A 21419-nucleotide genomic window follows, 5' to 3' on the forward strand; every position below is an offset into this window, starting at 1 on the left:
TTGCAACTTTGAGACTATGTAGGGATGAAACGCGCGAGGCCAGACGTTTCATCCATGTGAGAAAGGGCAGAGGCTCTGAGTTCGACGTTCGAGGAAGGCATTGTCGATCTGCTGCCCCGGCTGCGCCGGTTCGCGGCGGGGCTGGCGCGCGACCTCGCGGCGGGCGACGATCTTTGCCAGATGACCATCGAGCGCGCGCTCAAATCCCGCGAGCAGTGGGCGGAGGGCACGCGCCTGGATAGCTGGATGTACAGGATCATGCGCAATATTTGGATAGACGAGGTCCGCGCCGGCAAGCGCCGGGGCCAGACCTTTGCCGATGAGGACGCCGGCCTCGATGTCGGCACCACGGGCGGGCAGGAGGCGCGCGTCGAGCTGTCGATGGTCGATCGCGCGATGGCGCGGCTGCCGGAGGATCAGCGCGAGGCGATCCTGCTCGTGATGGTCGAGGGTTATGGCTATCGCGAAGCCGCCGACATCATCGGCTGCCCGATCGGCACCCTGACCTCGCGGCTGATCCGCGGGCGCGATGCCTTGCAGGCGATGCTGAGCGAAGGAGAGGCGGCATGACCATCGATCCCGAGATGATCGCGGCCTATGCCGATGGCGAGCTGGGGCCGGACGAGGCGGCGCGGGTCGAGGCGGCGATGGCGGCCGATCCGGCGATCGCGCAGCAGGTCGAGGCGCATCTGGCGCTGCGCAGCCGGCTTGGCGCACACTTCGCGCCTATCCTGGACATGCCCGTGCCGGACCGGCTGACGGCGATGCTGAAGCCGGTAGATGCGCCCGCCGCCACTATCGTCGACCTCGCGGCCGCGCGGCAGGCGAGAGCCGACCGCGCCGCGCCGCAACCGCGCCTGCGCTGGATGATGGGCGGGGCGCTCGCGGCGTCCCTGGCGCTGGGGCTGGTGCTCGGCACGCAGATCCCGCGCGGCGGATCGATCGTGACGCAGGGTGGCCGTCTGGTCGCCAGCGGCGCGCTCGACAAGGCGCTGACCACGCAGCTGGCGTCCGCGCAGGATGGCAGGGACGTGAGCATCCTGCTGACCTTCAAGGCGAAGGATGGCCGCTTCTGCCGCGGCTTCGAGCAAGCGGGCGCGGCCGGCATCGCGTGCCATAATGGGACGGGATGGGGTATCGAACGCATGCAGGCGTCGGATTTTCGGCCCGGTTCGTCAGGGGGCTATCGTCAGGCGGGATCGGCATCGAAGGAGATCATGGAAGCCGCGCAAAACATGGCATTGGACGGTGCTCTTGATGTCGATTCGGAACGCGTCGCGCGCGACAAAAATTGGGGCGACTGAACGAAGATCGCTTTTTCCCGGGATGAAAATGATCCTGCGGTTCGTTGTCCTGGATGAGCGAGGTTGAATGTCGCCTCGCCGGAAGGAGACGACCAATGTTGAAGTTCATGACCATCTCGATGCTGGCGCTGGGCGCCGCGACCGCCGCCACCAGCGCGATCAACACGCGGATCGTGACCGACGAGGAACGCGCCGCGCACGAGCAGGAAGCGCTCATCATCCAGAGCCCGATCGGCGGCCTGGAGAATAAATATTGGTTCAATTACCGCGCGAACATCAATGAGGCGCGTAAGGAGGTCGTCAGCGATCTCCGCCATGCCGATGATATGGAGGATACGCGGCGTGCCTGGGACGAATATCGTGGCGAGTTGTCGCACGAACGCGGGCATTATGTGAAGCAAATGGCCAAGCGCGGTTTCCGTTACGGCACGGTGTCTGTGGGAGATTGACGCGGTGCCGGGGCCTGCGGACGCCTCCCGCCTCCGCAGGCCCTAAAGGCGTCGAACTAGGCGGTGTGGAGAAATTCGAGCGACGGCTATCCGACATTTTCTCCCGGAAGCGGGCAGTCGGGACGCGACGGCATTGCGGACGCTGGATGACTTGCCGGTTTGTCCATAAGCAGACATAATTGATGCATGGCTTACGGCGACAGCGGGCAAGGCAATTCGATCCTCCAAACGGTGCGGCTTACCTTTGACGCCACAGGGAGAGCCCGTCGAACAGACCTGATTTATTTCGGATTGGTGTCCGGCTTCGTCAGCGCCATCGTCACTTTCGTGCTGTCCGGTAATTCCTTCATCGTTGACACCATGATGATGGCGATTGTTCCGGCGATTGTTGGCGTCCCGTTTTATGCATTATTCGCTCGGCGTCTTCACGATCAGGGGCGTTCGGGTTGGTGGGCGCTCCTGATAATCCCGTCAGTCATGGCCGCTTTATGGAAGCAGTGGCATTTCGCGACAGCGCCCTTCGATGAGCTAGATAAAACGTCCGTAAGTGATTGGATCGGTGCACCGTTCAGCTTAGCGGTCTTCGTTCTGGCGTTTTTGCCTCCCCAAGAAGGCTCCAACCAATACGGGGCCAATCCTCGCGTCGCTGCATGAGTTTGCGGCGTACCACGCTCAATCATACAGTCCCGAACGAAGTGGAAACAAAGCTAATGAGGTCGTAACGTCCGCCAAGGACCATTTTCATCGAAAAGCCGCCAGTCCGCAAACCACGACAATCTAGCCGAAGCGGCCTGTCGATAGACGATGCGATTGCGGACATGGACCCCAAAGCATAAGTTGAACATTAGCTTCTGCGGTTGCCTATGAGGTCCGAGGCAAAATCGCCGTCAAGGAAGACCTATGTTATATCTGGTTTTGGTTCTGGCGTTGTGGGCCTTGGTGACCGGGTTCCTTCTCTGGCTCCTTATAGACTGCTTGAGGCGCGGTGTGGTGGGTTCAGGCAGCATCTGGCGGCGAGGGGATGCTCATCGCGACAAACAACCAATTCGCTATTGGACAGGCGTCGCTGCGCTTGCAATTGGGTTGGTTGGGATGATCGGCAATCTAATTTTCGTAATGACACGGTAGCGCGGATCACAACACTTCCGCTTCCTAACTCAATCTGGCCGGATCGCCTGGTTGGCCACCGACGCCATAGCGGCCATTGCGTTTTCCCCTCTCCCGCTTTCGCGACAGATGAAGCGCTCCAGTCGGCGGGCTCAAAGACCCTCACCCTCCCGCTTCGCGGGCCCCTCCCTCTCCCGCGAAAGCGGGAGAGGGCTCTTGCAACCGGCCACTTCCCACCCCCCTTTTCAGCCATCTGGGGTGGATTGTCAGCGCGTAACAGCGGACAAGCATGGAAGCGGGGATTCGTCCGCGCGGCCTAGGACGTGATTTTTGCAGGATCCAGCTGAACGGCGCGCGCCGACGTCGAGAGCGTCATCATGCGCACCAGTGCGGCGAGGCCGAAGATCACCGCAACGATGAAGCCGGCGCCGGCAAACTGGAAGGGCGCGGCGGGTGAGGTGAAATAGGCCATGGTCGGGTTGATCAGCAGCGGCGCGATGATGCCCGCAATGCCCTGCGCCATGGCGGCCATGCCCTGTATCTCGCCCTGCGAATCCGACCCCGCCCGGTTGGAGAGGATCGCGGTCAGCGCCGGGCCGACGAGCGACTGCGGCACGAAGCCGATGAGCAGCGCGAAGGCCATCCAGCTCTGCGTGGCGAAGGCATAGCCGAGCAGGATGGTGAGGCCGGCGGTCATGCCGATCAGCACCGATTTGCGCTCGCCGAAGCGGCGGATCAGGCGGCCGTTGAGGAAGGCCTGGCTCGCTGCGGTGATCGCGCCGACGATGGCGAGCGAGAGGCCGATCACGCCGCTCGACCAGCCGAAGCGCGCAATGCCATAATAGGACCAGGTCAGCGGGTAGACCGCGCCGGCGATGTTCCAGAGCATCAGCACGGCGATGACCGCGCCGATGCCGGGCATGGCGCGCATCGCGGCCAGCGCGCCGAGCGGATTGGCGCGGCGCCAGTCGAATGGGCGGCGATTTTCGGGCTTGAGCGTATCGGGGAAGACGAAGAAGCCGAACACCAGGCTGCCGAGGGTGAAGAGCGCGGCGGCGATGAACGGCATGCGCTGGCCGAATTCGCCGAGCAGGCCGCCGATCGACGGCCCGACGATGAAGCCCATGCCGAACGCCGCGCCGATCAGGCTGAAATTATGCGCCCGGTCCTCCCTGGCGGTCATGTCGGCGATGGCGGCCTGGCAGGTGCCGATCGTGCCGCCGAAGATGCCAGCGAGCGCCTGGCCGATGAAGAGCAGAGGCAGGCTGTGCGCCACGGCCATCAGGCTGTAGTTGATCACCAGCCCGGCGAGCGCGATGAGCAGCACCGGCCGCCGCCCGAAGCGATCCGACAGATTGCCGACCACAGGCCCCATCGAGAATTGCAGGGTGGCGAAGGCCAGCGTCATCCAGCCGGCGATGCCGATCGCATGGCTGATGTCGAGCTTGCCGATGTCCATGATCAGGCGCGGCAGGACCGGGTTGGCGAGGCCGAAGCCCATCGCATCGATGAAAATCGTGAGCAGCACGAAATAGATCGACGATCGCTTGGGCTGGCCGGTCATGGGGGTCCATTGATTATGTTGGAATGCGCGCGGAAATCACCCGCCCGTCAGCGCTTTGACGGCGCGCGTGGATCAAGTCAACGATGCACGGGATGGCGGGCCGATGAGAGCCGTTGCGGGCGGCTGGCATGAGGCTGGTCGTCGGGGGCGAGAAGCGGGCCGGTCGGTTCGTTGCGGCAGCTTCGCGCTCTGCGTCTCGACCGTCGTGATCCTCGGAGGATTTGCGGCAGATAGTCCGGGCCCTGACCGGCTCAGTCGTCCCGATCCTCGCCCTGTCTTTCGCCTTCACCTTTTCCTTCGCCTTCGCCTTCCGGGGAACGATGGCAACGGACGCAGTTCTCGACGTTGCGGATGCCTTCTTCGGCGTGCTCGGCGATGATCCGCCCGGGTTGATGCTCGTGACAGCCGTAGCAGGTGTAGCGTTTGAACTGATTGCCGATGTGGCACGTCGTGCAGGCCACATTGTGATGGGCATCGAGCCGGAAGAACCGATCATGCGCGAAATTGGCCGGTGTCCATCCGCTCGTCGCGTGGCACTGCGCGCAGCCGCCGGTGATGGTGGCGTGAAGGCTGTCCCTGGGCTTGGCATGGCACGCGGTGCACTGTGCGGCGATCGCCGGCTTGAGCAGCTCGTGCGCAAAGCCTTTGGGCTTGCTGCGGGTGAGCGGGATGGCCGCATGATCCGTGTGGCAGGCCATGCAATCGGCCTCGCGCAGCTGGGCGTGGAACGCGACTTTCGGATGAGTGCTGTGGAGCAGCTGCCCCTTCGTCGTCCTGACCCCGATCTCGGCGGGCCGGTGGCACGCCATGCACCGGGCAGCCGAAGGCCCGCGCAGGGGCGCATGGCACGCGAAACAATCCTGCTGCAACTCGGCATGCGCGGGGATGAGCGCCCCGGGCGCGATCATCTGGTGCGGATAGATGAAGAGCAACGCCAGCAGCACGGCCAGTGCGACGGCGATTCCGGCGAGAAGGGCGCGTCCTGTACGAGGGCCGGGGCGCATCATTTCCAGCCCCAGAACAGGCAGATGGCGATGATGTGAGCCAGGGCCAGCCCGGCAAAGGCCAATGTGATCGGGATGTGGATCACCCGCCACTGCTTGATGATGTCCATCGCCAGGCTGTCGAGGTGGGTGCGTTCGGCAATGTCCTCAGCCGAGAGGCCCGCATCCGCGAGCGCCCGCCGCCGCTCGGCGAGGCGCTTCTGCGCGCGGCCAAGCAGATATTTGCCGGTGAGGCCGCTGGCGACGTTGATGAGCATCGCCGCGATGGCGAGCCAGCCCAGCCATGCGTTGAAATGGATGCCGGCGTGGACGAGCACGAGCAAAGATCCCATCCATGCCAGCCACTGATGCTCCTTGAGCAACTGCGCCGGTTTTCCCCATGAGATGATCTTGTGCTTGCGCAGCGAGTATCGGGCCGAGACCAGGATCAGGACCGTTCCCGGAATTCCCAGATAGCGCCCGATCCAGACGGCGTTGCCGAGGTGCAGCAGCGCATCGAGCAGCAACGCCGCGCCGACCAGAGCGAGCAGCGATGCGTAAAAGGGCAGGACGTCGCGAGCGATCAGGCTCTGCAACCTGCCCGCCGGCATCAGCGCCGGCCCGGCAACATTCGCCGCAAGGTGTCATCCTTGAGGAAATAGTGATGGAAGAGGGCCGCGAGCGCGTGCAGGCCGATCAGGAAATAGCCGATCGTGCCGATCGTCTCGTGCACTTCCTCGACCTGCTCCGCCAGCGTCTCGCCGGGGCCGACGAGGGCGGGGAGGTGCAGTCCGAAAAAGGGAATGGCCTTGCCCGAGGCGCTCAGGGCGACCCAGCCCAGGAGGGGCATTGCGACCATGAACGCATAAAGCGCCAAATGCGTGATCCTGGCGAGACGCATCTGCCAGGCCGGCGGTTCCGGCACGATCGGCGGTTCGGTGCTGACGAAGCGCGCCACGATGCGCACGAGAACCAGGACCAGGACAGCCAGCCCGAGCATGAAATGCCAGGTCTTGAGGCCTTCGCGCAGATCGCTTCCCCTAGGATAGGTCCCGCGCAGCAGGATGCAGGCATAGACGGCTGCGATCAGCGCCACCATGACCCAGTGGAGGGCGATGGCCAGAGGCGGGAAACGATGCGGGGCGGCGGTCGAACTCATTGCGGGCCTCTCATTCGAAGGCGGCTATAGCAGCTAGGCGACATGGAAGGCATTGTCCTGGATCAAGCGGCTCTGCCGATCGCGCAATCGCGAGAAAACGGGGGGTGTGCTCGTCCGCCCGGAGCTGACACCAAATCAGATGCTGACCTTGCAGGGGACGATGCCCGCCCTTCCGTTGGCAGCACTATTCGGATTGGAGAATTTTCTCCATCGTGCAGTTCAAGTCCCTCCGAATACTCCACGCGAAGCTACTGCTTTCAATTCGTTCGCAATGAAGTGCGGAGGACAGCTTACCCTAATTTGTGTTGGGTTTGGTCCATCCTCGATCCGGATACCTACTGTCTGTGACGGGCACGCCATGGCCGACAATTTCGTTGACCGTTTTCCAATAAATGTCGGCCAACAAATCTTCATCAACTTCGAGGTTGAGCATGTAGGGGCCACGCTTCGGTATCCACCCTTCGAAGCCGCCGTTGGCCAAGTCGTCGAAGGTGCCTTCGACGTGCCATTTCCGAACCCACCAGGCCCAAAGATCAGCCGCTTGCAGGGACGGACATTTATGGCTGTCCTCGAATACTGGGCGCTCACCGTAAGCCTTCCGCATCATGTTCGGCCGCGTCGACAGGAAGGTTTCCCATCCGTTGGTAACGATGCCGCTGTCCGAGCGTTTGTCGAATGTGAAGTTGAAGTTGGCGCCGAGTGCGGAGGCGCCGGTTCTGAAATCGATATCACCCCTCCGGCTCATGATTGCGTCAAGCAAGGAACTGAACGTAATGACAAATGGGTTTTTCAACGTTGTCCAGTTGAGCGTAAGATTTGGCGCGCTAATTCGGGCCGCTGCAGCTTCGATTTTGTCCATGTGAAGCACAACTGACGCGAGCACCGGTACATGCTCAGTGATGATGTTGAAAAATGCGCGCGTTTTCACGTAGCCGTTGTCGCGCTGTGCGAGTTCAACCATATGAAACTCGGGTTGCCCCTTGTCGTTTACCCCTGCGTAGGGGAGCATCTCGTTCCAACTATTGGCGAACTCAGGCCATGCCGTTTCAGGGGCTAAGGCGCCGGCGAGGACGAACAAGCCATCTGAGACGCTTTCGTCCATGAAACCTTTCCAGCGCGCCGGCTTCCATTCCCTCCCGCTGAGTGATCCTTTTTCCATCTTCCTAGTGCTCATATCTCGGCCTCGATTTAGGTAAATCCAGCCTTTTCCACCATAACTTGAGGTGGGTTTCACAGCGATTCGAGATGGCGCACTTACAACGAAACTGGAGCGGGTGAGGGGATTCCACTCCACTAGCTGCCTATTCTAGAAACGGCAGAAAACCGTGGTTTCTACGTTGTGTGAGACGGGTTGTATCCTGCTGTGTGAGAAGGTCAAGACGATCCTCATATGGCCACTCTAGCCTGGAGGGCAGTCGGCAGCATCCTTAGATTTTCTTTGATCTGCCGGGCGAGCGTTTTGATGTCTAGACTGCTCAGTTTGCTTAGTTCGGGAAGGCAATCATAGGCTTGCCATGGCATAAGTGGCTGGTCGCCATCCCGCGCAAACGGAGCATCGGTTTCCGTAAGCAGGCGGTCGAAGGGCATCATGGAAGTGAGCTCACGCCCTCTTTGCGATCTGAGCATCGCTGGCCCAACAGAGAACCAGCATCCCAAATTTTTGGCTCGTTCCAACTCACGGGCGCTGCCGCTGAACCAATGCAGAATGGGCACGCCAGCGTGTGGATGGCTCTCCAGCGCGTCCAGGACAAGAGACGCCGCGCCCCGCGAGTGAATGGTCATAATCCGACCGCCATGGACCGAACAGGCCCCTAGGATCCTGTTGAACACCTCACGCTGGATGCTCAGCGCATCTCGATGCGCGGGACTGCCGTCGAGGCCTATCTCACCGACGTATCGCGCCTCGGGCAGAAGCCCGCAAAGAAGCGCGACCTCGGCATGGCGCTGCGCCACCACCTCGGGATGCAAACCGAGCGCCACCCGCACCCGCTTTCGGTCTCCGACCAGTTTCCTCGTCCCGCGCCACGCCTTGGGCGTCGTCGTCACCGCCAGCACATAAGTCTTGTGCGAATCGACCTCCTCTAGAATCTTGGTCGGGTCGGGATACAGGTCGATGTGGCAGTGAAAGTCGATCAAGGGATCCTCAGCTTTGCATGCAGGGCGGCAAGTTCCGCAATGCCATTCTGCACGACCTGCCGATAGGGGCCGGGATTACCGAGCAGCTGCCGATTCATGGATCCGCCGATTAACGCGTCAAGTCCCCGGAGGCGGACGGTCTCGATCGCAATCGCCACGGAGCGCACGTCGTCAAAACGTGCGTGGCGCACATCGTCTTGGCCCAGCGGTCCGTATTTGTAACCACCGTGCGTGGTGTCCGGACGACCCCAGGCGAGATAGGCACCGCGCCGGACCTGGCATGGCACGCAGCGCCCGCAGTGCTGAAAGCCAGTGCGGGAGTATCGCCCGCAGCTTGTCGAGCGGTCGACAAGCTTTGCCAGCAGGGCGGGATCGGTGCATCCCCGTAACATCTCACCCTTGGTCTTATGCTCGTAGGGGTTGTTAATACGGACCCGCAGTCCTGCATCGTCAAGCGCCTCCTGGATTAGGCGCAGGAAGAACGGATGCGTCGTGCGGGTGCTGAGGGATCCTGTGCGTAGCGGGGTCAGCGGCACGTTCTGACTGATGAAACCGTTTTCTGGAACGCGCAGTTCAACGAGGGCGCCGTCCGCGTGCCGCTGGAGACAGCTGGCGGCGAGGACGCCGAAGCCGAGGAAGGCGATTGATCTGGCCCGCTGCGATCGTTCGGATGCGTGGGGAGGTCGGGCATGATGATTGAGCTGCAGGTGACGGCTGCCAGGTGCTATGCTCGAGGCGAACAGTTTTTGGTCCTGCGTGTCGCCCTTCGCCATCTGGCTAACCAGCAAAGGGTTCAGACCCTCGCCAACCACGTCGATCGCACCTATTAGGCTGTCCATGCCGCCAGAGAGGAGGCAGACCATGTCCTCGGCGCGTGGACTGGCACCGGTTCGCGGAGAAGGTGCACCACCGCCACCGATGAAGCGAATCTCCCAGATGTCTCCGGACAGGAAGCGCAGTGCCTGCGTCAGGCGGGTGGCCTGCGTGTTCCAGAAGTCGGGCGCTGCGACGGCCACCGTCAGCTCGATCTGACGCGTCCAGCCATCGGGACTGCGCTCGCGCGAAACCGCCTCGTCGGCCGCGACGACGGCCATAGCCAACGAGGCGAAGTCCCATGCCTGCCCGGACGGGGAGAGGCCGAGCTTCCGCAAGCGACGCGGGACGAGGTCTCCTACGCGACCGCGCCCTCTGATCCGAGAGTTGGCGTAGATGTCGAACCTGGTGTCGGTGCCCGGAACGTCCGGCAGGTCTTGGGGAAGGCAAGCGATCCTCGTCACAGTCCACCGTCCTCCTCGAAGACATCGAACGCGGACTGCCGCGACTTGCTCGCCGATATGGATGTGCATGGCTGGCTGGGCGCTGACGCCGCCAGTGCGCCGGCTGTCGATGCACTGGACGACGATGCCCTGCTTGCTGAATTGGGCATGGATGAACCTGCCTTCACCGACATCACCCAGCTGCGTAATGTCCGCTCGAACGTCGAGCGGCAGGCCGCAGAAGACATAGCCACCGCCAAGCGGTGTGAGGATTTCGCGACGTTCAAGCCGCTATTCGACCAAGTCCAGGCCGATCTTGAAGCGGGGGTGCGAACGACCATTCCGTTCGTGAAGGATGCCGGCTTTTCCAAGGCCGCCATCCTGGCCGGTGAATTCTTCATCGTCAGCGGCCAGATTGCCTATGTCGCCGAAGTCGGCGATCCCATGAAAGCACCGAATGGCGAGGCTGACGCGCGCCTTCGTGTCATTTATTCCAACGGCACTGAGAGCGATCTGCTCTTGCGGTCGCTCCAGCGTGCCCTCTACAAGGATGAAGGTGGACGCCGCATCAGTGAGCCGACAGCCGGACCGCTGTTCGAGGCGGTGGCAACAGATCCCAAGATGGATGAGCCGGAACACTTGCCGACGGGCCTGCTGTATGTCCTGCGCAGCCGCTCTACGCACCCAAACATCGCGGCCAATCGCGACCTGATTCACAAGATCGGGATCACCGGCGGCACTGTCGAAGCGCGGATCGCCGGTGCCGCCAATGATCCGACCTATCTCCTCGCCGACGTCGAGGTGGCAGCGACCTACAAGTTGTTCGACGTTAACCGGCCCAAACTGGAGCGGCTGATCCATAGCGTGCTCAGTGCCGTCCGCTTCGACACCGCGATCCCCGATCGCTTCGGCACCCCGGTGCGGCCGCGCGAATGGTTTATGGTGCCACTGCCCATCATCGACGAGATTGTTGAGCGCATTGGCGATGGGTCCATCGTCGGCATGCGTTATGACCCCACCACGGCGTCATTAACGCATAGCTGACGTGGTCGTCAGCTAGCAAAGCGCCTGTCTTACGGCTGTTCATCCGGCATAAAACCCATTTATCCGGAAGAACGGAATGGGCGCGCGTTGTCAGCGTAAATCGCTTTCATCCCGACATAAAATAGATTTATCCGGAAAATCGCAAATGTCTGCCAGAACCATAATTCATCGCTACTGAATGGGCAGGCAGAATAAGGCGCACTACCACAAAGTTGGCGAGGCCACCTTTGTCCGCGCGGCGAATTCTCATTCGAATGAGGGTTTACGATCTTCTGCAGCATAGTGATCTTCACTTTGCTCAAACTAATTTTGAAAAAATTTGCGATCTGCTTGTCGATTTCCTTCGACGCTCCCAAAAGCTATCCGGATGCGCATCCGCGCGTCCGGAGGACGTTCGGTGCGAGATGCTCTCGATCAATTGCTGAAGCAGATAGAGGCGCGTCACGAGCGAGCCCTCTATAAACTCAGTCTGATCCAAGATGGCTTGGTTGACGACGTTGTCGTCGACCATCGGCCTACAACGCACGCCATGCGTCTGCTCGTGCGAAGCCAAATTGTATGTGCGCAAGATCGCAACGCGCCTCAGTTCCATCGCCCTGCAGTCCGGCCGCATCGCCACATTACACCGGATGGCCGCACCTCGTTCCATTTCCGGTTTGACCGGGTCAACAAAAGCGCGGCGCCGACGCACCGGCCGCAACGCGGAAAATCAGCCAAGACTGACAAGCGAAAAGCGCCTCCGCATGTCCACGGCCGATACATTGAGCGTGAGGATGCTGTCGCATCCACCAACGTCGCTCTCGGAGATGATCCGATTTCCCAGCACGCTGCTGTCGCCGTTGCGATTGCTGCCCCCTTACCATCGTCAAGCGCACAGGAGAAACAGACTGATGTCCAATCCGTCATCGGGGGCCATTCCGACATCGCAACAGCTCTCGTCGAGCGATCCTTTCTTCAGCCCGATCCTGAAGGTGATCGAGGAGGGAAAGGGACGGGAAGCCACCGACGGCCGGTTGGCGTGCCGATCCTGCCCGGGTTGCAACTGGCTGGAGATCGAGACAGATCGTCCGGACGAGACCGAACTCAAGGGCAAGTGCCTTCCTATGGGCGGAGATATAGCGCCCTTTGGCCGGACGGTGAAGAACTGCGACGCGTGGCATCGTATCTGCAGCCAACTGCGGTAAATATCATTAATGCGCCATCGGCTGCGATTGAGCAGGATCGCTATATCGATCGTGCTGCAGCGGTCGCCATTCAGCCGGATGGGACCAAGGCCCTTATCACCAACATCGATCGCGATCCGGAAAAAAGAGAAGAATTCTGGCGCTTGGTGGAGGAGCATGAGCGATCCGCAAAGCGGGAGCGCATGACGGTGCGTTTCGCCGATGATCCAGAATTCTGGCGAGCGATTGTTGCAGTTGAGGATTGTCCGCCAGTCCTGAGGCAATTTTATCGCGACGGCGATCATGACACGTCGATCACCTTCGACGTGGACAACTGCAAGGCAATCCGTGCTTATCTGAAGAAGCGGCCTGGCTGGAATGAGAAAGAGAAGAAGCCAAAGGGAATGAGCAAGGCAGATTGGGCTGCTCGCCCTCAACCCCAAGCTACATTTCACGATGGGCGTGATGGACGCACTCAATATCGAGTCGTTGGCGAGTTGCCCGCAGAACTTGATGCGCAACAATGCACTATGGTGCTCCGCGAACTCTGCCGCGAATTTGAAAAGCGGAAACTGCCCTTCGTTGCGGTGGTTCATGCGCCGGACGCCCACAATCATGACGCTAACTGGCATTTTCATCTGATTTTCTACGACCGGCCGTGTCGCCGGGTAAGGGCGGCAGAGATTGAAACGCTGCGCCGTGCAGGCGTCGACGTTGGCGACTATAAAGAAGGGGATTGGGATTTCTCGGTGCGGGTGCCGGTTCCGAACCGGAAGGATCGTTGGAATTACCCTCTACGCCGCGCGAAGGATCGCGCCGTAATCCATGATGATTATGTGATCACGCTCCGGCGTTCACTCGCGCGGGTGACCAACCAAGCGCTCGCCAAGGCAGGAATAGCGCGACGGATCGATCCGGGCACATATGAGGATATGAAAATTGACGTTGAGCCCCAGGAGCATCTGGGCACGACGAATGCCGGACTGGAAGGGCGAGGCATCTCGACATCCGCTGGGATCCGCAATGAGGAGAAGCAGAATCGCTATTTCCGACGCGAGATAGATAAGCGCCGAGCCGCCGCTCGTGCCGAAGCCGCTGTTCGGGTGAGAGAATGTCGGGGTCGCTTTCGCGCTGCGCATTATAATGCCGCTCTGTTGAAGGTCGCCGCAAATCTGCGCCTTGCTATCGAGCTCGAATATCAGCTGATCTGATCGATCATGAACTTCGCCGTTCGCGCTCGCGCGCCGAAAACACCGACCGGATTAATAGTAAACTCGTCAACGCCGCGCAGTATGATGAATCTCTTCTTTCAAAACGGGAAAAGGAGCGTCGAGAAAGATTGGTCTTCGCGGCATCGGACTATTTGGAATGGCTGGACATAGTGTTTGCCGACGAAAGGGATGCCATTAGAGAAGCGAGAACGGCAGCGTCCGATCTTCGCAAGTCGGTTGAAATGGACGTCAACGGCCTGAGCGACCGCCATGTCGTGATGTCGCCCAGCCCATCGCAAGCTGAGGCGATGGCCAGAGCGCTCGATCGGGAGCCGGAAATCCATATGTCGCCGGAAGCCGAAGTTGAAACTCCACAATTGGTGGTTCAACCTCCAACAGTCGCGTCATCGCCGCCAGTAGATCGGCCAGTTCTTATCGCCTCCGCGACGCGGCCGGTCGTTTCGAAGGTCGACTGGATCGAAAAGGTAGAGGAGGAGCGCCCGTTGATCGGCGTAACCGTGACCGCCAAGGGGGCATATTATCATGTCATCGGCGACGCCACGGGCAATGACACGTCGCGCGATGTGCAGCGTCGGCTCCAAATTCTGCACATCCTGCAGTCCGATGAGATCGGCGCGCTTGCGGATTATATCGAGCATCATCCGCAAAATGTGGAGCTTCTGCCGGAGGGGCGTGGCGCGCGCAGATATGACGTTCGGGGATTGACGCCAGAATTATCCGAGGCGCTAAAGCGCTATTACGCCAATCCGCTGCTCCTCAATATACTGGAGCAGCGCGACGCCCATCAGGAAGCAGTTCTCCCCGCGAGAGATCCAGATCCAGTCCGCCCAGATAAGCAAGAGCTGCCTCTGCTCGTCATCAGTGAGCCAAGCCATTGGCAGACCATGCGTGAGGCGGAACCGATCGCATCCAGTGCGGCGAAGGATGACAGCGGTCATGTCTCTCCACCGTCATCGGGCAAGGATGTAGCGACCGTCGTCGCAGCAACTCCGGCAAATTCGGAGCCCTTCGATATACGGGTGTTCCGCCGTCAGGCGAGAGCAAGAGACTTTGAGCTTACTCGCGATACGGATGGCGCTGTCTCGCTGCACTGCCTCAGAAAGGCGGGGGTTCCAGATGACAGGCTGGCAGCTGTTCAGGCTGACCTTCTTATCAGCGCTGAGGCCGAGGTGCACATCGGTGAGGCTGTGCGGGAGATAGAACGGCATCTCCGCATCTCGCCGAATGACTTCACGATCAGTGAGCGTTTTTCCTTGAATGAGACAGCACCAAAGGCTTTGCGCGAACTGTGGGCCTTCCATCAGGAAGCTGAGCTTTTCCGCGAAAAGCTGGAGGCGGCGTTTGCTCGCGCCTATCATCAAGAGGAAATTGATCAGACGGACTCGCGTGAAAGCAGGCCGGATTCTGACGAGGGTCGGCAGGGACACGAAGTTGCAAAGTCGACTGAGCTGTCAAACCGGGGAGGCAATATCTTGACGGGTGAAGCGGCTAAGGCTGCCGCCATAGCGGCGGCCCAGCGGCAGCGATGATCGCGCATTCGTCGCCGATCACGCGCAAAAACGGTGTTTGGCGTTGCGGCCCGGTGCTGATCCGACCCGCGACCTCTGGTTGAGGGGAAGCAGGTTCAATTCCTTGGCGAAGGGGACGCCTGCAGTGACGATCGGCATATGGTCATTCATGAGCTGCAGCCGTTCCTGCAACTCCCTGAGCTCTCCAAGCGCCAGCGCACGGCGGAGATAGCGGCGGGAGCCCGTCCCTTTTTGCGCGTGGCCCATATGCTTGGCGATGATGCTGTCGCTGACTTCCGGGGACGCCAGAACAGAATTGTTGTAGGTGCGCTGCGAATGAAAGTCGGCTTTCTTGCCGTCGCTTGTTGCCGGCAGCGGCATGAGTGCATGAGTTGCATCCATGATAAACACCCACGAGATCGCGTAGAAGCGGCGTCCGCCGAACGCCTCTCGGCCCAGCCTCGGTTCTGCGCTCTCCTTGCTCGACGCAAACTTGGCCTCGGCGAGGTAAAGTTCGGGGAATATCATGGTGTGCCCTTCCTCCGCGATCGCCTCGACATAGCGTTTCAGGCCCAGACGTAGCAGCTCCGGATGCAATGGCATGACCCGGCGGCGCGCCTTACGCTTCAAGCCGCCTTTGGTTTTTCCGTCCTTGCTGCGCGTCATGTTGGCCTGAACGAGCACGAATGGCACGTCGCATTCGAAGTTGAAGTCGGCCACCTCGAACCCTGCGCCCTCTTCACGCGCGACGCCCATGTAAGTGCCGAACAGCGGCAGCCAGTAGGCTGCATCCTGATAAATTCTCGGCTTCTCGCTCGGTTTCAGGCGCTCGCCGCTGCCACCGCCCCCTGTCCAGGCGGCGAGAGAATACATGGCGCCAAGGTGTTCCGGTGTCCACGGCATCCGCTTGGGATCCATAGGATCATCTTCCTCGACTTTCGCCCAGGATGCCAGGAAGTTGACCACCCTGCTTCCGTTATACTTCGGTCGCCAATGTGTCTCATGGAGGATCTCCTCCGCAGCAGCCAGGATGGTGAGGTCCCTGTTCAGCGTTCGCAGGCTGCGTTCTGTCTCGGGCGTTTTTAGCGGTAGAACGGTGGGATCGAAAGGCAATTTCATCAAACCCTCCTTTCCAAGCACGCCGAAGCGACGGACTGTATTGGGGATCGCCATCATTGCGTTCACATAATCGATGCGGTCGGACGGCCCATAATCGCTCATGACCTTGTCGCCCGTGATCCATGCGAACCGCTGGAGAATAGCCAGCCGTTGGCCATTGTCCGGCTTATAGCCTCGTCGCAAAGTTACCGCAGCCAGGAGGCTGTCAATTTGTTCGCTGAACCGGATCTCGGTCTGCTTTACATAGTAGCTCTCGTCGTTGCTCTGAGCCGCATTGACGGATGGGTTTGCTATCGGCCCCGTTGAGCCGGCTGAAATGTCCATCGGCATGGCGCGGGCTTGCCCTACGAGCATATCATCCATGAGATGAAGCGCAGGGACATCGCAGCCCGCAAAAATCGGATGATCCGCCAGAGCCGAGCGCTTCTGGGCTTCGATCATCCCTCTGAAAATGGTTTCTCGCCCTTCTGTCAGCGTGCCTTCATTTACTGGGGCGCCGATTGCCCTGAGCATTTCCATGGTCCAGCTACGGCTGACATAGTTGGGGGTGTAGGGGCCGAAGGAAAGAATCCGGCCCAACAGCTTGCGCTCTGCGTCGGTCCACGTCGCATCTATTTTCGCCTCCGCCATCTCGACTGTGATGGCCGCGGCGTCATGAGGAACTGAGCCGACGATCGCGAGCGCGGTGGCTGCTACCTTCGCATAGCTTTCCTCATCGATGTTAGGGCGATTGAAGGCAGTCACGTGGCGCGTGGCGTGAACCAGTTCCTCCTCGAGCCCGCGTCGGAACAGCATGCGCTGTTGCTCGGCGCTCAATGTGCCTGGCTCGATCCTGCCCTGATGTTCCATCATCGCATCCCATTTGACGGCCAGCCGGTTCGCGACGCGGCGCGCTTCGGCTGGGTCCGATGTTCCCAATGCAATGCTTATAGGTTTGGATGTCGCGCAATCCGGTGAGAATCTGCGCCGGAAGTGATAGCGCCCGGACTTTCTGAGCAAATAGGTCTGTCTGGCCACTGCTCAACGCCCCCGGACCGGACAGCGGCTGGCAGCGGTGATAAAAGAATCCGTGTGGGATTCTATGTGTGACGCTGTGGGAGAAAAATCGCGCATTTCCGCCTCTTTCTGGCGGTTTTGTGCGGTTTCAGATGGGTAGTGGAGCGGGTGAAGGGAATCGAACCCTCGTCGTAAGCTTGGGAAGCTTCTGCTCTACCATTGAGCTACACCCGCGCCGTTCAGCGCTTCGGGGCGCTTGCCACAGCGGGGCGCGGCCGGTCAAACATTTTACTCTGTCCCGTGACTGCGTCGCTTGCCGGGTTCCGCAGAAATCTGCATGGTGCGGGCAACCGATCGGGGCGGTGGGACCGCTCTTCCTGACAAAGCAACAAGCACGCGGGAAGCAACTGCATCGGGTGATGCTATGCTTGAGGGGGCATTGATGCAGACACGGACACGCGAGCTATTAAAATCCCTGGGCTGCGAATTGTCCCATGGGCTGATCGAGCGCACGCAGAAGCATCTCGCCGCCAATGTCACGCTCCCCGCCGAAGCGCCGGTCGTGACGCGCGATCTGGCTTACGGACCGGATGCGCGCCATTGCCTTGATCTGTTCAAGCCTGCGGGCGCGGAGAATGCGCCAGTGCTGGTCTTCGTCCATGGCGGCGGGTTCGTGAGGGGCGACAAACGGCTGCCCAAAATGCCCTTCTACGACAATATCGGCTGCTGGGCGGCAGAGCAGGGCTGGATCGGCGTCACCATCAACTATCGGCTCGCGCCCGACCATATGTGGCCGGCGGGGGCGCAGGACGTGGCCCTGGCCGTCGCGTGGCTGCGCGAACATGTCGCGGATCATGGCGGCAATCCCCGGCAGATCTTCCTGATGGGGCAGGCGGCGGGCGCCTCGCATGTCGCGACCTATCTCGCGCTGCCGCAGGTGCAGCCGGCGGGGGGTGTCGGCGTGGCGGGCGCGGTGCTGCTCTCGGGCAATTATGATCCGGCGACCGCATCGCCCAATGCCTATCATCTGGCCTATTACGGCACCGATCTGGATCGCTACCCGAGCTTCTCGATGGTGCCGGGCCTCGTCGTCACCAATGTGCCGCTCTGCTTCGTGGTGTGTGAATATGACGGCATCGACTATCGGCGCCAGGCGGCGACGCTCGTCGGCGCCTATGGCAAGGCGCGGGGCGACATTCCGCGCATTCACTGGCTGCCGGGGCATAATCATCTCTCCCCGGTGATGGCGGTCGGCACGCCCTATGATGCGTTGGGGCCGCTGGTGAGCGACTTCGTGCGGGGGCATGTCGGGGGATAGATTGACCACTATCCGGGAATGACGAGGGGTGCTGCTTCCAAAGCGGGCGCGCCGGGACAGCCTCGAACAGATCTATGTGCGAGCGTTGAGCAATTTCTCATGCCGGTTTGAGCAAGCGGGCGCGCGATCATGATGGGCAGGGTCGGGGCTCGTGGTCTGGCCGCGTGGCGCGGCGTCATGCTAGTCAGGCCGCAAAGCGGAGAGGGACGCCCACACTCATGATGACCTGGTACAAGGAAGCCGACCGGAAGACGCGGCGCGTGTTCTGGACGTGCAGCGCGGGCTGGGCGCTCGATTCGGCCGACAGCGTGGTCTATTCCTTCCTGACGCCCTTGCTCATGGCTGGCCTCGGCATGACGCTGACCCAGGCGAGCAGCATCGCGAGCGCGAACTTCTTCTCGGCGGCGGTGGGCGGCTGGCTGGGCGGCTGGCTGTGCGACCGGTTCGGCCGCGCGCGCATCCTGCAGCTCACCATCGCCTGGTTCTCCTTCTTCTCGTTCGCGTCGGGCTTTGCGCACAGCTATGAGCAGATGTTGATCATCCGCGTGCTGCAGGGCATCGGCTTCGGCGCGGAATGGGCGGTGGGCGCGGTGCTGCTCGGCGAGATGATCAACCCGAAGCATCGCGGCAAGGCGCTCGGCACGGTGCAGAGCGGCGCGGCGATCGGATCGGGCCTTGCCGCGCTGCTGGCCGGGCCGTTCGCGGCGATGTTCGATCCCGATCTGGGCTGGCGTATCGTGTTCTGGATCGGCATCGCGCCGGCGCTGCTGATCTTCTTCGTTCGGCGCGAGTCCGACGACAGCGACCTCTTCAAGCAGGCGCAGCAGCGCAACCGGGAACTGGGCCGCAAGACCAGCCTGGCCGACGTGTTCAAGCCCAACATCCTGCGCATTACCATCTTCGCGGGCCTGCTCTCGCTCGGCGTGCAGGGCGCGGCCTATTCGATCAGCAACTTCCTGACACCCTTCCTGCACAATGAGCGCGGCTTGCCGATCGCGACGGCGGGCTTCTGCATCCTGTTCAACAGCGCGGGTGGCTTCTTCGGCTTCCTGACCAATGCCTATGCCAGCGACAATCTGGGACGGCGGATGGTGTTCCGGCTGTTCAGCGTCGGCTTCATCATCGCGGCGTCGGTCTATCTGTTCGCGCCGCTCGGCTCGTCGGTGCCGGTGCTGATGGCGGTGGGCTTCGTCTATGGCTTCTTCCAGTTCGGCTCCTACGCCTCGTTCGGGCCCTATTTCACGGAGCTGTTCCCGACCGAGCTGCGCGGCACGGGGCAGGCCTTCGCCTATAATTTCGGGCGCGGCGGCAGCGCGATCTTCTTCACCGGCGTCGCGATGGTCGCGGCAACGGGCGTGACGCTCAGCACCGCGATGGCCACCTTCGCGATCAGCGCGGCCTGCTGCGCGATCCTGTCGACCTTCTTCCTGCCCGAGACGGCCGGGCGGGCGCTGATCGGGATCGATGACCTGACCCTGCACGACGGGGCCGAGGGCGTGCCGCCGCAGGTCTGATCCCGCAGCGGAAGATGGGGGCGATGCCCGTCAGGCAACCTGTGCGAGCGCAGCGCTGGAGGCGATCTCCAGCGGCTGCAGGATCAGGGTGATGCGGTCATGCCCCACGGCGAGATCAAGCGTCTGCCCCGCGCGGACCTGGATCGGCTTTGGGAAGTTATGCAGGATCTGCAGCCAGCCGCCGTCGGTATAGCCATCCGGATGATTGTCGAACGTGACGCCATCGGCGAGGTCGACATGCATCCACTGGACCACACCGGTCGCGACGCCATCTGCCAGCACCGGGACGCTGACGACCGACAGGCCGCTCGGATGCTCTCTGGCGGTGAGGTCGATGCGCAGCAGCTCGACGTCGCTCGACAGGCGGCGCCAGTCGGTCATCGTGCCGTGGATCGGCAGCTTCTGCGCGGCGAAGGCGCCGAAGCGCGATAGGTCGAAGCCCGAGACCTGATCGACATAGACATAGTCGTTGAGCACATTGCTTTCGACCAGACAGCCGACCGCGCTCGCGGCGCGCGGGATGACGATCGCGTCCGGCTTGAGCAGGCGGGCGTGCGCGTCCTCGAAGGTTTCGAGCACGTTCTCGGTGAGGAGATCGCTCGACAGGATCTCGGAGACGAGGATATCGGCCGGCTCTTCGAGCTCGGCGCCGACCGAGAGCTGCGTCGAGAGCTTGTCATGGATCGTGACGCGGTCGGCATAGCCATTCTCGGCGACGATCTGCTGCGCCATGTCGGCGATGATCGGCACCGCCTCGCACGCGACGACGGACTGTGCGCCGGCGCGCGCGGCCATCATCGAGAGCAGGCCGCTGCCGGCGCCGATGTCGAGCACGCGGGCATGGGGGCCAACCTTGTCCAGGGCCGCGATGATCGCCGCCTCGAAGGCACGGTTGCGCCGCACGTCGTTGAGCATCGGGATGTGCCAGAAGGGCACCTGATCGGCGCTGAGGCGGCGGATCTGGTGCTGCACGTGGACATTGCCGGGCTGCAGGGCGAGCGCGCGCTGGAAATAGGCCAACGCCTCGCGCTTGCGGCCGGCATTGGAGAGCATGACCGCCAGATTGTTGGCGGCGACCGCATCGGCGGCATTGAGCCGGCAGGAGATTTCGAGGCAGGCAATGGCCTCGTCACGCCGGCCGAGCCGGTCGAGGATCAGGGCCTTTTCGTGGAAGGCGACCGGCCGATTGGGCTCGAGCGCGAGCAAGGCGTCCCACTGCTCGATCGCCTCGTCGAGCGCGCCGCGCTGGGCGAGCATGCCGGCAAGAATGGGAAGGACGTCAGCGACTCGATAACCATGTTCGATCACCATCCGGAAGCGCTGTTCGGCGGCGAGCAAGTTTCCCGCAATCTGGAGTTCCAAGGCTTCATGCAACAGCGTTCTGGCGACGGCGATCTGCTTATCAATGCTCATGGTCATCCTTGCGACACATAGGGTGTGCGGCGAGTTTATTGACGGAGATGGTTAAGGATCTGTCATCGCTGCCGTTATTATTCCCCTTCACGGATGCGCAGCCGTCGGTGCCGCAACGATCGGTGCCATCTCGATCAAGTCGCTCCGGCGGCCT

General features: G+C 61.6%; 19 protein-coding genes and 1 tRNA gene. 10 read left to right on the top strand and 10 right to left on the bottom strand.

Annotated features, from left to right (window positions below):
* Positions 1 to 75 precede the first annotated feature (75 nt).
* From KK488_RS10910 to KK488_RS10925, 4 genes are all read left to right on the top strand, one after another.
* A complete protein-coding gene (locus tag KK488_RS10910; RefSeq protein WP_214623522.1) occupies positions 76 to 570 on the top strand; it encodes an RNA polymerase sigma factor in 495 nt (164 codons plus the stop codon).
* Positions 567 to 1304, top strand: a complete 738-nt coding sequence (locus tag KK488_RS10915; protein WP_214623387.1) for a zf-HC2 domain-containing protein — start codon at positions 567 to 569, stop codon at positions 1302 to 1304. Before KK488_RS10910 ends, KK488_RS10915 begins: the two co-directional genes overlap by 4 nt.
* Before the next feature lie 95 nt (positions 1305 to 1399).
* Positions 1400 to 1753, top strand: a complete 354-nt coding sequence (locus KK488_RS10920; protein ID WP_214623388.1) for a hypothetical protein — start codon at positions 1400 to 1402, stop codon at positions 1751 to 1753.
* Between the two features lie 186 nt (positions 1754 to 1939).
* Positions 1940 to 2407, top strand: coding sequence for a DUF805 domain-containing protein (locus KK488_RS10925; protein ID WP_214623390.1), 468 nt, complete (start codon positions 1940 to 1942; stop codon positions 2405 to 2407).
* A gap of 769 nt (positions 2408 to 3176) precedes the next feature.
* Here the strand turns inward: KK488_RS10925 and KK488_RS10930 are convergent.
* From KK488_RS10930 to qatC, 7 genes are all read right to left on the bottom strand, one after another.
* A complete protein-coding gene (locus KK488_RS10930) occupies positions 3177 to 4424 on the bottom strand; it encodes a TCR/Tet family MFS transporter (protein WP_214623392.1) in 1248 nt (415 codons plus the stop codon).
* Positions 4425 to 4675: 251 nt separating this feature from the next.
* Positions 4676 to 5431, bottom strand: a complete 756-nt coding sequence (locus KK488_RS10935) for a cytochrome c3 family protein (RefSeq protein ID WP_214623393.1) — start codon at positions 5429 to 5431, stop codon at positions 4676 to 4678.
* A complete protein-coding gene (locus KK488_RS10940) occupies positions 5428 to 6018 on the bottom strand; it encodes a hypothetical protein (protein WP_214623395.1) in 591 nt (196 codons plus the stop codon). Before KK488_RS10940 ends, KK488_RS10935 begins: the two co-directional genes overlap by 4 nt.
* On the bottom strand, positions 6018 to 6566 hold the full coding sequence (locus KK488_RS10945; protein ID WP_214623397.1) for a cytochrome b: 549 nt from the start codon (positions 6564 to 6566) through the stop codon (positions 6018 to 6020). Before KK488_RS10945 ends, KK488_RS10940 begins: the two co-directional genes overlap by 1 nt.
* Positions 6567 to 6861: 295 nt before the next feature.
* The gene (locus tag KK488_RS10950; protein WP_214623399.1) at positions 6862 to 7740 is read right to left on the bottom strand and encodes a DUF3800 domain-containing protein; all 879 of its coding nucleotides are present in this window, start codon (positions 7738 to 7740) and stop codon (positions 6862 to 6864) included.
* A 212-nt stretch (positions 7741 to 7952) separates the two neighbouring features.
* A complete protein-coding gene (qatD, locus tag KK488_RS10955; RefSeq protein WP_214623401.1) occupies positions 7953 to 8702 on the bottom strand; it encodes a Qat anti-phage system TatD family nuclease QatD in 750 nt (249 codons plus the stop codon).
* Positions 8699 to 10048 carry a Qat anti-phage system QueC-like protein QatC gene (gene qatC / locus KK488_RS10960; RefSeq protein WP_349356875.1) on the bottom strand — a complete coding sequence of 450 codons (1350 nt, stop codon included), beginning with the start codon at positions 10046 to 10048 and terminating at the stop codon, positions 8699 to 8701. Before qatC ends, qatD begins: the two co-directional genes overlap by 4 nt.
* Between qatC and KK488_RS10965 the strand changes: the two genes are divergently transcribed.
* The 4 genes from KK488_RS10965 to KK488_RS10980 all read left to right on the top strand — a co-directional run bounded on the left by KK488_RS10965 (position 10025) and on the right by KK488_RS10980 (position 14926).
* The gene (locus KK488_RS10965; RefSeq protein ID WP_250890265.1) at positions 10025 to 11002 is read left to right on the top strand and encodes a GIY-YIG nuclease family protein; all 978 of its coding nucleotides are present in this window, start codon (positions 10025 to 10027) and stop codon (positions 11000 to 11002) included. The two genes, qatC and KK488_RS10965, sit on opposite strands and share 24 nt — an antisense overlap.
* A gap of 560 nt (positions 11003 to 11562) precedes the next feature.
* Positions 11563 to 12186, top strand: coding sequence for a hypothetical protein (locus tag KK488_RS10970; protein ID WP_214623405.1), 624 nt, complete (start codon positions 11563 to 11565; stop codon positions 12184 to 12186).
* Complete coding sequence (locus KK488_RS10975) at positions 12156 to 13376, top strand: MobA/MobL family protein (RefSeq protein ID WP_214623407.1); 1221 nt, start codon at positions 12156 to 12158, stop codon at positions 13374 to 13376. The genes KK488_RS10970 and KK488_RS10975 overlap by 31 nt, the downstream gene beginning before the upstream one ends.
* A gap of 128 nt (positions 13377 to 13504) precedes the next feature.
* Entirely contained in the window at positions 13505 to 14926 is a 1422-nt protein-coding gene (locus KK488_RS10980; protein ID WP_214623409.1) for a hypothetical protein, read from the top strand.
* A gap of 18 nt (positions 14927 to 14944) precedes the next feature.
* Here KK488_RS10980 and KK488_RS10985 read toward each other — a convergent pair whose 3' ends face one another.
* Positions 14945 to 17041, bottom strand: coding sequence for a DUF6538 domain-containing protein (locus KK488_RS10985; protein WP_214623411.1), 2097 nt, complete (start codon positions 17039 to 17041; stop codon positions 14945 to 14947).
* Positions 17042 to 17180: 139 nt separating this feature from the next.
* Positions 17181 to 17254 (bottom strand) — tRNA-Gly (locus KK488_RS10990).
* A gap of 208 nt (positions 17255 to 17462) precedes the next feature.
* Between KK488_RS10990 and KK488_RS10995 the strand changes: the two genes are divergently transcribed.
* Both KK488_RS10995 and KK488_RS11000 read left to right on the top strand, forming a co-directional pair.
* On the top strand, positions 17463 to 18338 hold the full coding sequence (locus KK488_RS10995) for an alpha/beta hydrolase (protein WP_214623413.1): 876 nt from the start codon (positions 17463 to 17465) through the stop codon (positions 18336 to 18338).
* Between the two features lie 218 nt (positions 18339 to 18556).
* A complete protein-coding gene (locus tag KK488_RS11000; protein WP_214623416.1) occupies positions 18557 to 19852 on the top strand; it encodes an MFS transporter in 1296 nt (431 codons plus the stop codon).
* A gap of 30 nt (positions 19853 to 19882) precedes the next feature.
* On the opposite strand, the gene KK488_RS11005 is transcribed toward KK488_RS11000, so the two are convergent.
* Entirely contained in the window at positions 19883 to 21265 is a 1383-nt protein-coding gene (locus tag KK488_RS11005; protein ID WP_250890266.1) for a tetratricopeptide repeat protein, read from the bottom strand.
* Positions 21266 to 21419: the final 154 nt, after the last annotated feature.

It is taken from the genome of Sphingobium nicotianae, assembly GCF_018603885.1.
GTDB lineage: Bacteria > Pseudomonadota > Alphaproteobacteria > Sphingomonadales > Sphingomonadaceae > Sphingobium > Sphingobium nicotianae.